Genomic DNA, 15,069 nt, shown 5'->3' on the forward strand with positions numbered 1-15,069 from the left:
GAAGTGATTTTAAAATATGCGTTTAAGTGAGTGTGCGGATAATCATGACTCCAAAGATAAAGCACAGAAGTCCGGTAAGGACATATGTTACGGAGAAAGCGAAAAGCCAGCTTTCGTTTAAATTGTAACGAAGCATATCTGTCTCTGTAACTGATTTTGTTGCCAGATATTTTTTATATTGCGTTGATGCAAAAGCGATCAGCAACAGGAATCCAAAAATCAAAAAATAGGCGACGATCTGTAAAAACGGAAAGAAATTCCGGTGAATGCCGGGCACGCTCATAGTTGTGCGAAACAGGGCTTTCTGATGAGATAAAGGCGCGAATATCAGCAATAATGATATGATTGCAAACAGATAGAGGGCCGTGCGGAACAGATAAATACTGACCGGATTTTTCACATAAGGCACCGGCGGTACTGCTGTTCCCCAAGGCGGAATTTTTGAGTTTGGATTATTCTGTACATACCAAAAATACCGGTGTGTGCCGCGTTGCATAAGCGGCATCGTCAGCAGAACTGTGATGCCGACGGTGACATAATTCATTACATCTTCAAAAGTAATTGTCGAATCCGGATAGTATTTATTGATGAATATGAGTGTTCCGATCACGGCAAACAGAACCAATGCTGTCAATGGCATGACAATGAATATGATTTTCAGAATTTCAATAACGGTTTTGTTCGGTGTTTTTGGTGCAAAAGATGACATAGAGAGCCGTTATTCATTGATTATATCGTGCGGGGCTACTGTTCCCGTGTCCTGAAATTAAAGCAGATATGTTTTGCCGGGAAGTGCAGGACAGAAAGATATCTGTAAAAACGGTTATCCACACTCAGAGAACTGTCTTAAAGATAAAAGCGGCCATCTCTGCAGAGGCCGCTTTCAGGTTGTATATGCCGGTCAATTGCCGGTTAGCGCTATCTATCGCTGTTATTTGCAGCGTGCGGTATAAATCTGGCCGCGGCTGTTACGGTATTCACAATAACCGTTACGCAGATTGCGAACCAGAAGACCACCGAGAGCGCCTGCACCTGCGCCGATCAATGCGCCTCTGCCGCCGCCGGCAATGCCGCCGATGACTGCGCCTGCCGCTGTACCAACGCTGAGATCTTTTTCTGTCGTTGTGCAGCCGGAAAGTGCAACAATGGCGGCCACAGCAATTATAAACATACGCATGGTAAGACCCTTATTGTTTGAGACCCTGACCTGTTACTATCGAAAACTTCCGGTTTTGTGGTTTCTGTTCTGCCAGTACCGGTTACGCATGCGCGGCGCCATAAACCAGGCGATAAATGGTGTAATCAGAAAACTGCAGCCGATAACCAGAGGAATAAGATATTTGGCATTTTGTGCCAGATCAGGGATTGTGAGAACGATGATCATCCCAATTCCGAAAAGAACTGCGTTAATCATCAGGCTGAGTAAAACGGCAATCTGAAAACGAGTGGACATTTCCTTGCCTCCCTTATGCTCTGTCATATCAACGTCACCACAAAGAAATGGTTCCGGTGATATGGTTCTCAGGGCAAGATCTGAGGAGCAATATCAGGATAAATCAAGTATTTCAGGCAAGCAGAAATTTAGCAAGTGATTGCTGTTATGCTCTCACACTCTTGATGCATATTATGCAGATGTAATATTTATGCTTCATCTGCAAATTACAGAGCCTTACCGTTGTATGCGAGTTGCAACATACCATCCGATAACCGGTGTGATGAGCAGCGCTGCACCGACAACCGCCAGCATCGGATAAACAGGTTTTTGCGCCAGAGAAGGCACTGTCAGAACGACAATGAATCCTGAACCGACCAGAACAATAAATGCGATTGAGCCGATCATTGATGCCAGATGGAAATTAGTCGACATTTGTCCCTCCGAGAATGGTTCTTAAGATTATGAACCAGAAACTCTGTGCCTTTGTCTCTGGCCGGTTTCGTGAAAAGCTGCAGGCAGGAGTGAGTTGCATACTGCTCTCTGCGCAAACGGTGATTTCCGAAGCGGCCAGTTTTTCAAAGATTACAGGGAGTTTTTATCGCGCAAACAATGATGTTGCATTGATTAGGATCAAGTAAGGCAGGTTTCAGGCAGATTCAGGAGCGGAGATTTTCAATGCGGGCGATCAATCCGGCGATTTCCTTCGGGTCTTTTATTCCGCTTTCATAAATGCGGATGACGGTGCGCGCTAACTGATCTTTATTCTCGTCTGTTGTCGGGCAATAACCGAGAATCTCGCAGACCTCATTATAGGCGGTCTGAAGCGTCTTTATTTGTTCAGGTTTGTAAATTCCAAGATAATCAGTCTTTTGAAAAGGCATGTTATCTCTCCTGTTTCTATAATTTGGTACTAAAATAAAAAGAAAATCAATGACTAAAAATTTCACTTTTTGATGAGCGGGGCAGGTTTTCATTATGGAAAAAGAAAGCCCGGCATTGAGCCGGGCTGTTAGTTTTATGGTTTCGGGTGTTCGCCCTGACCGTGTCTGCCATGGTGTCCGTCTTTGCCATGGCGCTTACCGGCTTTTAATTCGCTCCGGTCAAGTTTGCCGTCTTTATTCTTATCCAGTTCGGCAAACCGTTCCGCGCGTTTTTTCTCAACGGCTTCAAGCGAGATTTTTCCGTCGCCATTCACGTCAAGGCGGCGCTCCATGCGGTCTGCCGAGCGTTTTACCATCATTTTGAGAGCATGGGCTTCAATTTCATCGCGGGAGAGGATGCCGTCTTTGTCGGTGTCGGCTGCTTTTAGCTCATCCATGCGGGAGAATTTCGCGAGATCAATCGGCTCACGCTCAGGTTTTTTGGAGGTCTGTTCAACAGTTTTTTCAGTATTCGTTTGCGATGCATCCTGTGCGAGAACAGGAGATACGAGTACAGATGAAGCAACGAGTGCAAGAATTAAAGTTTTTGTATTCATGGTAATTATAACTCCGTCACAAATTAACTTGAGCCTTTAATTGGCATGGGAGTAATATCTAGCTGTAAATGTGTACTGAATATGAACAAGCCAATTACAAATTTGTAATGTTCTGCAGTATGAATTTCAGGCTGTCATATTCTCAATCCGGCCTGTAATTTGCCATGACCAGATAATGTCCGATAATAAATGAATGTTGGTGCTGATGCGCATTTCGAAAAAGACGTCTGAACTATTTTATCTCATTGCATTTCTTGGCAGTTTTTTAGCGATGCAGCTTTATGGAGTGACCCGTACAATGGCGGCAGAGCAGGGTGATCCGGTGACTTCAGTTTTTGATATGCGTGCAAACGGAATTGATTACCGGATTTTTGTTGCCGAGCCAAAAACTGCTGACAATGGCAAACCTATGCCGGTCATCTATATGATTGACGGCAATTCGACCTTTCCGATGGCTGTGGATGTGGTGAAAAAAAGGCCGCAATTGCGTGCGCTTCTTGTCGGTATTGGTTATCCGACACAATCACGCGAAGATATTGTGCGCTCCAGATATTATGATCTGACACCGCAAACACCTGCCGAACTGATCCCTTCACGCGGAAATGATGCTGATCTGCCGCGTACCGGTGGCAATGCCGCATTCCTGAATTTTATTGAACAGCAAGTGAAGCCGGAAATAGAACGGCGCTTTGCCGTTGATAAAAACAATCAGACCCTGTTCGGCCACTCCCTCGGGGGCTTATTCACGCTGCATGCGCTTTTCAGTGAAAGAGGAAGCTTTCAGACTTATAGCGCCGCTGATCCGTCTGTCTGGTGGAATAACCGCTCAGTTCTGAATGAGAAGGATCGTTTCATTGAGCAGGCAACAGAGACGGACAAGCCGGTCAAAGTGCTGATTGAGACGGCTGGTAAGTCAGTGATGCGTGAGGGCGTTGACAAGGATCGTGCAGCGCAGCTGAAGGCATTGCGTGGCGGCCCGAATGGCAGGGATATTTATCAGGAGCTGGTTGTCTTGCCCGGCGTTTCAGCTAGCTTCCATCAGTTTGCCGGTGAAAGCCATGGATCAATGCTGCCTTATGCCATTGAAGATATGCTGCGTTTTGTACTGGAAGATGTAAAGCCGGTTCAGCCGCCGGAGTAAACGGCGGCTGAAGATCTCTGATATTTTAATGTGACGGATGCAATGCATCATTCAGATACATGCAAGTGAGCATAGTGAAGACATAAGCCTGAATCACTGCCATCAGAAATTCGAGGGCTGTAATGCCAACTGTCATTGCCAGTGGCAGAATAGCGGTGATAACGCCCAATGTGCCAAGGCCTGTCAGGGAGACAACAAATCCTGCGAAAACTTTCAGCGTAATATGTCCTGCAAGCATAACGGCGAAGAGACGAACCGAATGGCTGACCGGTCTTGAGAGAAAAGACATAATCTCAATCGGTACAATAATCGGCGCCAGAATAAGCGGCACGCCTGACGGCATGAAAAGGCGGAAAAATTTGGTTCCGTTACGTACAAAGCCATAGATTGTCACGGTCAGGAAGACGGTCATGGCAAGGCCGAATGTTACAATAATATGCGCTGTTACAGTGAAGGCATAAGGGAACATTCCGAGCAGATTGGCCGTGAGAATGAACATGAAGAGGGAAAAGACCAGCGGAAAGAAACGTCTGCCTTCTTCACCGGTATTGTCCCGTAGTGTCGTGCACACAAATTCATATAAAATTTCGGACGAGGATTGCCAGCGGTCGGGGATCAGGGTTCTGCCTCGTGCTGATAAAAACAGATAGGCACCGGCACCGATTGTGGCAATCAGCATGAACAGAGCTGAATTGGTAAAAGCAATCTGAAAGCCGCCGACTTCACCAAATTCCGCCAGTGGTTTGATTTGAAATTGTTCAATTGGCCCGGCCATATGATGTACTCCCTGACAAACGAGGTCGTCCCCGTGGGTTACACCGGCGCAGGTCGTCCTGCGCTATGTGCTGGTGGCACAGTAGATCGATTCGGACGGGACTTGCCATCAATTGTCGAAATATTTGGCAGGCACAAAAAAGAGCATTTTCAATGGTTGAGATTGAAAATGCTCCTGAGGACTGTGTTTTCAGTCGCTATGCGAGATGTCAGGCCTGCTGGCTGAGTGCCTGTTCAATCTCGTCTTTCAATGCAAGACGACGCTTGCGCAGAGCTGTTTCATTGTCCTGACTGGTTGGTTCAATCTTTGTCTCTGCACGGTGAATCTGATCATTCACGTCGTCATATTCCTCAAGCACTTTGGCAAAGCGCGGATCAGCGGCTTTCAGGGCATGAATCTCATCCAGTTTGCCGGGAAATTCTTCGCCAAGTGTATGCGGTGTGTTGGACATGCTGTTTCCTTCCTTGAATTATTTTGTTGAAGGATTGTTCGCATGAGTCTGAGCTTTTTACATTGATCAGGATCAATCAGAATTTGACTGACCAGCGTTCAATATCATCGCTCTGGCCGATCAGCGCGAGACCGGTGGCAATGGAGTCGAACTGGTTGCTGCTGGAAACATCCGCATGTTCAAACTGCTGCGAGAACAGGGTTTTAATTGCCGGAACAAAGGATGTGCCGCCGGTGAGGAAGACGCGGTCAATATCTTTGTCTTGCAAACCGGCATTCCGTACTGTGCTGTCAACGGAGGCGGAGATCGCCTGCATATCTTCGGCAATCCATTTTTCAAAATCCGAACGCTGAATTTGGGCTTCGATTTTAAAATTCTCGGCTTTGAATTGCAGATCGGATGTCTGGGAAGAAGAGAGACTTGCTTTGACATCGGACACGACGCGGTAAAGCTCGAAACCGTAATCACCTTCAATCATTTCAATGAAGTGGTTGAGGGCTTGCGGATGTTCTGCCTGCGATGCGAGTTCATGAAGTTCCCGAAGTGTGGACGGGGAGTTCATCAGAAACAGGGTATTCCAGCGGGCAAAATTCGCAAAATAATGGTTCGGAACCTGCAGTACTTTGCCAAAAGACTTGTAATTGCTTTTCTTGCCGAGCTTGGGAGAAACCACATTATCAATGATACGGTAGTCAAATGTATCACCGGCAATGCCCAGACCAACCTGACTGAGCGGTGTTGAAGTCAGGCCGCTTGCGCCGACCTCAAAATTTACGATCGAAAAGTCGCTCGTTCCGCCGCCAAAGTCAGCAACCAGCACAGTTGATGTATCCGTCAGCTTCTGCGCATAGAAATATGCCGCTGCAACCGGCTCATAAACATAATGAATATCGGTAAAGCCGAAGGCGCGTAGCGCTTTCTCATAGCGTGCCATTGCCAGCGCTTCATCAGGATTATGGCCTGCAAAAGTAACCGGACGACCGACAATGACTTTGTTGCCGCGGGAGGGCAGTCTGTCTCCGAGGCGTTCGGCCAGTGTTTCCAGAAAAGTTTGCAGCAGATCTTCAAATTTAAAGCGCTTGCCGTAGACCGGCGTATCGGTGAAGGATTTGCTTGCGGCGAAGGATTTGAAGGATTGCAGAAAACGGCAATTATGCGGATCGGCAATGAAACGATCCATCGCCCACGGTCCGCTCTCGACATTACGATGGCCTTTATTGCCATCCTGCCAGAAGCACAGCACAGAACGATAGGCTGAAACGATAGCATCATCTTTCGGGAAGCTCATAACTTCGGCAATGCCATTACCGTCTGCCACGGCTATAACGGTGTTGGTGGTGCCGAAATCGAGGCCGAGGGTTATCTTCTCCGAGGGTGAGGGATTTCCCGCAGTCATTGTTCAAATCCTTGCATCTGTGCCCGAGAGGTAAATTGGGGAGGCATCTTTAAGAAAGCCGCCTTTATAGCCGTTTGGAACGCAGGGTCAATTGAACAGAGGGCAGGATTTCAAGCGTGAAGAGACTTATTACACGCCTTGTGTTCCAAGCAGGTTTTGCATGCGGCGGATGGCCAGATCCGGCTTGTCGAGCACATTGGCCTGATCTGCCAGCCGGAAAATATCGGTGTAATGCAACAGGCCGCGTGCCGATTGCATACCTGCAGGCATGGTGAAGTGATTTTGATGGCCGTTCAGCCATGCCAGAAACACGACGCCTGCCTTGTAATATTGTGTCGGTGCCTCAAAAATTTTGCGTGATAAGGGTACAGTCGGCTCAATCACCGAGCGAAATGTTGTATTGTCACCGGCGGCAAGCGCACTCAGTGCATAGGAGGCGGATGGGGCAACAGCATCGAAAATGCCGAGCAGGGCATGACTGTAGCCACTGCCGTCTCCCTCAATGAGTTCTGCATAATTAAAGTCATCGCCGGTGAAGCACAGTACATTCTCAGGCAGGCGATTGCGCAGTGCAATCTCGCTGGCACTGTCGAGCAATGAGATTTTAATGCCTTCAACACGGGAACGGTTATCATTGATGATCGCCAGAACATTTGTGAGTGCATCTTCAAGGGGACTGTCTGCCTGACCTGTCCAGTAACCGCCAAGTTGGGGATCAAACATTTCACCCAACCAGTGCAGGACAATTTTGTTCTGCGCCTGAGACAGAATACGGCTATAGACAAGAGCATAGTCATCGGGGCTGCGGGCGATATATGCCAGTGCGCGACTGGCCATCATAATGGCACGGCCGCCATGTTTCTCCACAAATTCCAATTGGGTTTCATAGGCCCTGATCACATCATCAAGAGATTTGGCCTCAACTGGTGCCAGCTGGTCAGTCCCAATCCCGCAAGCGAGATCTGCACCTTTGACAGTACGGGCGGTTTCCAGTGAACGGCGGATGAGTTGCTGTGCGCCGTTCCAGTCCAGCCCCATACCGCGTTGTGATGTATCCATGGCTTCGGCGATTTTGAAGCCGAGACTCCAGAGATGGTGACGAAACGCCATGGTTGCGTCCCAGTCTATGGCAGGGTGGTTCCACGGATCAGTTTCACGCAGCGGATCGGAGACGATATGGGCGGCAGCATAAGCGATGCGATTGAAGTGCGGCACTGATTGCGGACGAGGCACGATGGTACCCGTCAGATGATAATCCGTGATGGTACCGTCTGCATTCGGAAGCCGCAACATTGCCATAGTGCTGTAATCTCCGGAAATAGCCTGTCATTAATTGGATTTTTATTGGAACGTTCCAATTTTACAAAGAGTAATTCAAAAATTTTCAGATGCAATAGGCAATTTATAACGAGTTTTGCCTTTAATTTGCTCTTGACAAATTTGGAACGATCCAATTTCATGAGGGGGGCAAGGAGAATGCCGTGAATAAAAAACGTGTCACCGTTGTTGAGATTGCACAGGCTGCGGGCGTGTCCAAGTCGACCGTATCGCTTGTTTTGCAAAATTCTCCGCTGGTGAATGAGGCCACAAGAGTAAAGGTTGCTGCTGTTATCCGCGAGCTCGGCTATGTCTATAATCGTGGCGCTGCCAATCTGCGCCAATCCGGCTCTAATTCAAAAATTATCGGTCTTGTCGTCAATGATCTGACTAACAGTTTTTTCGCCGAACTCGCGGTTGGTGTCGATATGGTGGTGCAGTCGGCAGGCTATGTGCAATTTCTTTCGCATACAGGGGAGAGTACGGATCGCCAGCGCGAGGTTATTAACTCAATGCGCGAGCACGGTATTTCCGGACTGATTGTGTCGCCTGCACGTGGCACGCAAGCCATTGATCTGAAGCCGTTGATTGCCAGCGGAATTCCGGTTGTTGCGACTGTGCGCAATGTGGCTGGTGTCAAAGTTTCTTCTCTGATGACGGATAATCACGGCGGGGCAATGGCTGCGGTTGAGCATCTGGTGGCGCTGGGGCATCGCCGTATTGCCTTTCTCGGCGGCTTTGCTGATACGGGCGTGTTTACGGAGCGTTATCAGGGCTATGCGGATGCTCTGCGCAAGGCAGATATCGCGCTTGACGAGGCGCTGGTTATTGGTTCTGCGCCCTCCCGTGCCGGTGGTGTGGATGCCATAATGCGCGCAATGCAGCTTGCGGACAGACCTACAGCTGCGCTTTGTTTCAATGATGCGGTGGCGTTCGGTGTGTGTGACGGATTGCGGGCACAACGTATGGAGCCGGCTGCTGATTTTGCCGTTATCGGTTTTGATGATGTGATTGAGGCTAAATCTGCGGTTCCGGCACTTACCACGGTCTCCGTCGATCCGCAGGGTATGGGGCAAAAGGCGGCACAGTTGCTGCTCAAGCAAATCAATGCAGGGCAACCGGAAGCCGAGGCGATTGTCAGTTCTGTGCGCCTTGTCGTGCGGGAAAGCTGCGGCGCGACAAGGCAAGGGGAACAGCGGAGGATTACAGGATGACAGTGCGGTGGGGTCTTATCGGCGCAAGTACAATCGCCTCTGAATGGGTGATTGATGCAATCCGTGCAACGGGTGGTGAGGTTGTCAGCGTGATGAGCAGCAGTGCTGAGCGCGGTGAAACCTACGCGAAAGAGAACAGAATTCCCCGATCTGTCACCACGCTTGATGCGCTGGTCAATGATGCGGAAACCGATGCTGTCTATATCTCGACCACAAATGAGCTGCATCGCGATCAGGCTATAGCCGCGATAAAAGCAGGCAAACATGTGCTGTGTGAAAAACCGCTGGCACTTTCCCTTGAAGATGCCCGTGCCATGGTTGAGGCGGCCAGAGCGGCGGGGGTGGTTTTTGCCACCAATCATCATTTGCGCAATGCTGCCAGTCATCGTGCCATGCGCGATGCCATTTCTGCGGGCAGGATCGGCAAACCGCTCTCCGCGCGGGTTTTTCATGCCGTTTATCTGCCACCGCATTTGCAGGGCTGGCGGCTTGATAAACCGCAGGCCGGTGGCGGTGTTATCCTCGATATAACCGTGCATGATGCGGATACGCTGCGCTTTGTGCTGAATGATGATCCGGTTGAGGCGGTGGCTTTTGGTCAGTCCGGCGGGATGGGGAAACAAGGGCTGGAAGACGCGGTAATGGGTGTTCTGCGCTTTAAATCCGGCGTGCTTGCTCAGTTTCATGATGGTTTTACCACGCAATTTGCTGAAACAGGCTTTGAAGTGCATGGCACAGAAGGCTCACTGATTGCCCGTAATGTGATGACACAAAAACCGGTTGGTTCCGTCATTTTGCGCAATGCCGAGGGTGAGCAGGTTTTGCCGCTGGAGCAGCGCAATCTTTATGAAACTGCGCTGGAGGCATTTCACAACGCGGTGAAGGGCAAAGACGCAGTTTCTGCCAGCGGAGAGGATGGTGTCTGGTCTCTGGCAACCGCGCTTGCCGTGGCACAATCCGTGAAAAGCGGCAGTGCCGTGCAAATCAGAACTGGTTTGGGAGAGTGATAATATGAGTAAGCATATTACTCCCGCACAGGCCGCGGCTCTGATCCCCGATCATGCTGTGGTTACCGTTTCCTCATCAAGCGGACTTGGTTGCCCTGATCTGATGCTCCGAGCTATCGGTGAGCACTTTGAGGCAACGGGGCATCCGCGTAATCTCACGACGCTGCATCCGATTGCGGCTGGGGATATGAGCGGTATCAAAGGCATCGATCATATTGCCAAAAAAGGCCTGCTGGCAAAAATTATCGGCGGCTCTTATCCGTCCGGCCCGTCATCGGCAGAACCGCCGCTGATCTGGCAGATGATCGGTGCGAATGAAATTCCTGCCTATAATGTGCCTTCCGGCATTCTGTTCGATATGCATCGTGAGGCTGCTGCCAAACGACCTGGTGTGATAACTAAAATCGGACTGGACACTTTTGTCGATCCTGACCGGCAAGGCTGCGCCATGAACGAGGCAGCACAGCGGGAGCCGGTTGTGCGCAAGATTGAATTTGCGGATGAAGAATGGCTCTATTTTCCCAATATCATACCGCAGGTTGCCATCGTTCGGGCAACAACGGCTGATGAACACGGCAATCTCACTTATGAGCATGAGGGAGCCTATCTCGGCGGGCTGGATCAGGCATTGGCCGCCCGTAATAATGGCGGCATTGTTATCGCGCAGGTGAAGCGCATTACCAAGCAGGGATCGCTGAAACCGCATGATGTGCGTGTTCCGGGTATGCTGGTCGATTATATTATCGTTGATCCGGAACAGAAACAGACAACGCAGACAGTTTATGACCCGGCGATTTCCGGCGAGATTTTCAGACCGCTGGAGAGTTTCCGCGTGCCGGAATTCAATGTGCAGAAGGTCATTGCACGCCGTGTTGCACAGGAGCTTGAAGCGGGAAGCTGCGTTAATCTCGGTTTTGGTATTTCAGCCAATGTGCCGCGTATTTTGATGGAAGAAGGGCTGCATGGCTCAGTCACATGGGTGATTGAGCAGGGCGCTGTCGGCGGTGTACCGCTATTGGATTTTGCATTCGGCTGTGCCTCCAATGCTGATGCCTATATGCCTTCGCCTTATCAGTTTACCTATTTTCAGGGCGGCGGCTTTGATGCCTCGCTCCTGTCCTTTCTTGAGATCGGGCGTGACGGCTCCGTCAATGTATCGCGATTGTCTTTCCGCCCGCATGTGACCGCGGGCGCCGGTGGTTTTGTCGATATTACTGCGCGGGCAAAGAAGATTGTCTTTTCCGGCATGTTTAATGCGGGGGCAAAGCTCGGCATTGAGGGCGGCAGACTGGTCATTGAAAAAGAAGGCAAGCTGAAGAAACTGGTCAATGAAACGGAGCATGTCACATTTTCCGGCAGCCGTGCCGTCGCGCAAGGACAGGATATTACCTATGTGACTGAGCGCTGCGTGATGAAGCTGACACCACAGGGCATCATGCTCACGGAAATTGCACCGGGTGTGGATTTGCAGGCGCATATTCTGGAGCAGTCGGAATTTCCGCTCATCATTTCGCCGGAACTGAAACTGATGGATGCCGCTTTATTCAGGGATGAGATTCTTGGTCTGACTTTGCCGGAAAAGCCGCAACTTATCTTACAAGAGCAGATCGCAGGGGCAGATCATGACTGAGCCGCGTATTATAACTTCCCGTGACGGCGCCATTGCCACGATCACTGTCACACGGCCGGATAAGCTCAATGCATTTGATATTGAAATGCTGAAGGAATTATCAGCAGCCTGTGATGCGGTTGAGGCGGATAGTGCTGTGCGGATTGTTATTCTCACGGGCGCGGGCAAAGCTTTTTCCGCCGGCGGTGATATCAAAGCATGGGGCGCGATGCAGGCCAATGAATTCGGCCATCAGTGGGTGCGTTTCGGACATCGGGTTTTTGAGCGGTTGGCAACTTTAAGAATGCCGCTGATCGCGGCGATAAACGGTCATGCACTTGGCGGCGGGCTGGAACTTGCCGGAGCGGCAGATATCCGCATTGCGGAAAAACATATAACAATCGGTCTGCCGGAAACATCACTCGGCATGGTTCCCGGCTGGTCCGGTACGCAGCGTCTGGTACGGCGGTTTGGTGCGCAGCTTGTCCGGCGTATGGTACTGGGCGGCGAGATGTTCGGTGCTGAAGATGCCTGCAAACTGGGGCTGGTGGATCAGGTTGTTGAAAGCGGTGCAGGTTTGGAGGCTGCTAAGGCCTATGCAACACGTATTGTGACACGTGGGCCTGCGGCGCTTGAAATATCCAAGCTGATGATCGGTGTTGCCAATAATGAGGATAATGGCGCAGCCGTTGAGGCACTCGGTTCGATGCTGGCTGCCAAGACCGGTGATCTCAGGGAGGGGGTTGCGGCTTTCAGCGGCAAACGTCCGGCAAATTTTAAAGGAGAATGGTAATGGCAGTTCTGATTGCGCCCAAGCCTCCGGCAGATATCATTGTTCGTGATTTTAAAATGCTGATTGCTGGCGAATGGGTGGCCGCAGCATCCGGCAGGATGCTGGAACGCATTGCACCGGGGCATGGAGTGCCGGTGAGCCGTTATCCTGAAGGCAGTAATATTGATGCAGAATGCGCGATTGCAGCTGCAAAACAGAGCTTTGACACAGGAATATGGAACAGCAAAACCGGTGCCGAACGCTCCAATATCCTGCTGAAAATCGCGGATATGATTGAGAAGCGCGCAGAAGAACTGAGTTTCTGGGATGCTGTCGAGGCTGGAAAGCCGATCAGCCAGGTGCGGGGCGAGATTGCCGGTGCTGTTGATATCTGGCGTTATGCGGCGGCACTTGCCCGTGATTTGCACGGTGAGAGTTATAATACGCTCGGTGACGGCACGCTGGGCGTTGTGCTGCGCGAGGCAATCGGCGTTGTGTCGATGATTACGCCGTGGAATTTCCCGTTTCTGATTATCAGCCAGAAGCTGCCTTTTGCTCTTGCCGCCGGATGTTCCTGTGTTGTCAAACCTTCGGAGATGACATCAGGCTCCACGCTGATCTTGGGTGAAATTCTGACCGAAGCGGGTGTTCCTGCCGGTGTTGTGAATATTATCACTGGTACGGGTGCCGGTGCGGGTGCGCTGCTGAACACGCATGCCGATGTGGATATGGTGTCTTTCACAGGTTCAACCGGTGTCGGTCGTCTGATTATGGCGAATGCAGCGCAGACACTGAAAAAAGTGTCGCTGGAGCTCGGCGGTAAGAACCCGCAAATCGTCTTTCCTGATGCTGATCTGGATGCATTTATCGATGCTGCGGTATTCGGAGCTTATTTCAATGCCGGTGAATGTTGCAATGCGGGTTCACGTCTGATTCTGCATAAAGATATCGCGGATGATGTGATCTCCCGCATTATTGATCTTACAAAAAAGGTGAAGCTGGGTGATCCGCTTGATCCGCAAACGCAGGTCGGTGCAATTATCAGTCAGCAGCATCTGGAGAAAATCAAAACCTATATATCCGGTGCTAAAGCGGATGGTGCTGCACTGAGTGCCGGCGGCGGAACCGTGGATTTTGACAGCGGTCAATATATGGAGCTGACTTTGCTATCGGGAGTTACGCCGGATATGGCCGTGGCGCGTGAGGAAGTGTTCGGCCCTGTCTTGTCTGTACTGACATTTGAAACTGCGGAAGAGGCAATTCATATTGCAAATTCCATAGATTACGGCCTGTCTGCCAGTGTCTGGAGCCGTGATTTCGATACATGTCTGACTGTGGGGCGCAAGGTGCGTTCCGGTACAATCTGGATGAACACTTTCATGGATGGCGCATCGGAATTACCGTTTGGCGGCTACAAACAATCCGGACAGGGCAGGGAGCTTGGCCGTCATGCCGTTGAAGATTACACGGAAACAAAAACTCTGAATATGCATATCGGCTCACGAAAAACGCATTGGGTGCGTGGCGGGAGCGCGGCTGAAGAATAATATTTTAATCGATTTGAATTTTGCAGAACACTGCTTGACGAACGGAGAATTGTAACGTCCTATTTCGCCTGACGGTTGATCGTAAAAGAATAGCCCGATCAATCTTGCGAGCCGAAAATTTATGCTGTTCGGGAGGACAGCAGGTAATGACCAAGCGGGAGGATTCCGCTGCTGACAACTTGCAAACGGGAGGAATACGATGCGCAAGTTTATGACAACAACAGCAATGGCTTTAGGTTTTATGGCAGGTGCAGCGCAGGCTGCGGAGAATGTAGAGGTGCTGCACTGGTGGACAGCCGGCGGCGAGGCGGCAGCTCTGGATGTATTGAAGAAAGATCTCGAAGGTAAAGGGATCGGCTGGACGGATATGCCGGTTGCCGGTGGCGGCGGTACAGAAGCGATGACCGTTCTGCGTGCCCGTGTTACAGCGGGAAATCCGCCGACTGCCGTACAGATGCTCGGTTTTGATATTCGTGACTGGGCAAAAGAAGGCGCGCTCGGCAATCTGGATGAAATTGCTGGTAAAGAAGGCTGGGAAAAGGTTATTCCGGCACCGTTGCAGGAATTTGCCAAATATGACGGTCACTGGATTGCCGCTCCGGTGAATGTTCACACCACCAACTGGATGTGGATCAACAAAGCAGCGCTCGACAAGGCGGGCGGTAAAGAACCGGCCAACTGGGATGAGCTGATTGCACTGCTGGACAAGTTCAAGGAGCAGGGCATTACACCTGTTGCCCATGGCGGTCAGCCATGGCAGGACGGCACGATTTTTGATGCTGTTGTGCTGTCCTTTGGTACAGATTTTTACAAAAAAGCCTTTATTGATCTCGATCCGGAAGCCCTTGGCAGTGATACGATGAAACAGGCTTTTGATCGTATGACCAAGCTGCGCTCCTATGTGGACGATAATTTCTCCGGTCGTGAC

At 50.4% G+C, this 15,069-nt stretch carries 17 protein-coding genes; 7 read left to right on the forward strand and 10 right to left on the reverse strand.

Features of this window, described 5'->3' with window-relative positions:
- Positions 1 to 22: 22 nt before the first annotated feature.
- From HBA93_RS14555 to HBA93_RS14580, 6 genes are all read right to left on the reverse strand, one after another.
- Positions 23 to 709 carry a hypothetical protein gene (locus tag HBA93_RS14555; RefSeq protein ID WP_121993106.1) on the reverse strand — a complete coding sequence of 229 codons (687 nt, stop codon included), beginning with the start codon at positions 707 to 709 and terminating at the stop codon, positions 23 to 25.
- Between the two features lie 222 nt (positions 710 to 931).
- Entirely contained in the window at positions 932 to 1,177 is a 246-nt protein-coding gene (locus HBA93_RS14560; RefSeq protein WP_022709409.1) for a YMGG-like glycine zipper-containing protein, read from the reverse strand.
- Positions 1,178 to 1,213: 36 nt separating this feature from the next.
- Positions 1,214 to 1,453, reverse strand: coding sequence for a hypothetical protein (locus HBA93_RS14565; protein ID WP_116087916.1), 240 nt, complete (start codon positions 1,451 to 1,453; stop codon positions 1,214 to 1,216).
- A gap of 216 nt (positions 1,454 to 1,669) precedes the next feature.
- Entirely contained in the window at positions 1,670 to 1,867 is a 198-nt protein-coding gene (locus HBA93_RS14570) for a hypothetical protein (RefSeq protein WP_121993107.1), read from the reverse strand.
- 224 nt (positions 1,868 to 2,091) lie between these two features.
- A complete protein-coding gene (locus HBA93_RS14575) occupies positions 2,092 to 2,409 on the reverse strand; it encodes a hypothetical protein (protein ID WP_286201949.1) in 318 nt (105 codons plus the stop codon).
- Between the two features lie 41 nt (positions 2,410 to 2,450).
- Positions 2,451 to 2,912: an EF-hand domain-containing protein gene (locus HBA93_RS14580; RefSeq protein ID WP_221723722.1), complete on the reverse strand. Its 462-nt coding sequence runs from the start codon at positions 2,910 to 2,912 to the stop codon at positions 2,451 to 2,453.
- Positions 2,913 to 3,117: 205 nt separating this feature from the next.
- Between HBA93_RS14580 and HBA93_RS14585 the strand changes: the two genes are divergently transcribed.
- Positions 3,118 to 4,053, forward strand: a complete 936-nt coding sequence (locus HBA93_RS14585; RefSeq protein ID WP_286201950.1) for an alpha/beta hydrolase — start codon at positions 3,118 to 3,120, stop codon at positions 4,051 to 4,053.
- Positions 4,054 to 4,078: 25 nt separating this feature from the next.
- On the opposite strand, the gene HBA93_RS14590 is transcribed toward HBA93_RS14585, so the two are convergent.
- From HBA93_RS14590 to HBA93_RS14605, 4 genes are all read right to left on the reverse strand, one after another.
- Positions 4,079 to 4,828, reverse strand: coding sequence for a F0F1 ATP synthase subunit A (locus HBA93_RS14590; RefSeq protein ID WP_221723723.1), 750 nt, complete (start codon positions 4,826 to 4,828; stop codon positions 4,079 to 4,081).
- Positions 4,829 to 5,036: 208 nt separating this feature from the next.
- The gene (locus HBA93_RS14595; protein WP_028233253.1) at positions 5,037 to 5,279 is read right to left on the reverse strand and encodes an HP1242/YdcH family protein; all 243 of its coding nucleotides are present in this window, start codon (positions 5,277 to 5,279) and stop codon (positions 5,037 to 5,039) included.
- Positions 5,280 to 5,355: 76 nt separating this feature from the next.
- Positions 5,356 to 6,675: an Hsp70 family protein gene (locus tag HBA93_RS14600; RefSeq protein ID WP_221723724.1), complete on the reverse strand. Its 1,320-nt coding sequence runs from the start codon at positions 6,673 to 6,675 to the stop codon at positions 5,356 to 5,358.
- 129 nt (positions 6,676 to 6,804) lie between these two features.
- Positions 6,805 to 7,974: a dihydrodipicolinate synthase family protein gene (locus HBA93_RS14605; RefSeq protein WP_221723725.1), complete on the reverse strand. Its 1,170-nt coding sequence runs from the start codon at positions 7,972 to 7,974 to the stop codon at positions 6,805 to 6,807.
- 182 nt (positions 7,975 to 8,156) lie between these two features.
- Between HBA93_RS14605 and HBA93_RS14610 the strand changes: the two genes are divergently transcribed.
- The 6 genes from HBA93_RS14610 to HBA93_RS14635 form a co-directional block, all read left to right on the forward strand.
- Complete coding sequence (locus HBA93_RS14610; protein ID WP_121993111.1) at positions 8,157 to 9,206, forward strand: LacI family DNA-binding transcriptional regulator; 1,050 nt, start codon at positions 8,157 to 8,159, stop codon at positions 9,204 to 9,206.
- Positions 9,203 to 10,213 (forward strand): Gfo/Idh/MocA family protein, encoded by a 1,011-nt coding sequence (locus HBA93_RS14615; RefSeq protein WP_221723726.1) that lies wholly within the window; start codon positions 9,203 to 9,205, stop codon positions 10,211 to 10,213. Before HBA93_RS14610 ends, HBA93_RS14615 begins: the two co-directional genes overlap by 4 nt.
- 4 nt (positions 10,214 to 10,217) lie before the next feature.
- On the forward strand, positions 10,218 to 11,843 hold the full coding sequence (locus tag HBA93_RS14620; RefSeq protein WP_221723727.1) for an acyl CoA:acetate/3-ketoacid CoA transferase: 1,626 nt from the start codon (positions 10,218 to 10,220) through the stop codon (positions 11,841 to 11,843).
- Positions 11,836 to 12,615, forward strand: coding sequence for an enoyl-CoA hydratase/isomerase family protein (locus HBA93_RS14625; protein WP_221723728.1), 780 nt, complete (start codon positions 11,836 to 11,838; stop codon positions 12,613 to 12,615). Before HBA93_RS14620 ends, HBA93_RS14625 begins: the two co-directional genes overlap by 8 nt.
- Positions 12,615 to 14,141, forward strand: a complete 1,527-nt coding sequence (locus HBA93_RS14630) for an aldehyde dehydrogenase family protein (protein ID WP_221723729.1) — start codon at positions 12,615 to 12,617, stop codon at positions 14,139 to 14,141. The genes HBA93_RS14625 and HBA93_RS14630 overlap by 1 nt, the downstream gene beginning before the upstream one ends.
- A gap of 199 nt (positions 14,142 to 14,340) precedes the next feature.
- The coding region (locus HBA93_RS14635) for an ABC transporter substrate-binding protein (RefSeq protein ID WP_221723730.1) at positions 14,341 to 15,069 on the forward strand (729 nt) is incomplete at its 3' end.

Origin of the sequence: Ochrobactrum sp. SFR4 (assembly GCF_019730395.1) — a bacterium.
In the GTDB taxonomy this organism is placed as follows: Bacteria; Pseudomonadota; Alphaproteobacteria; order Rhizobiales; family Rhizobiaceae; genus Pseudochrobactrum.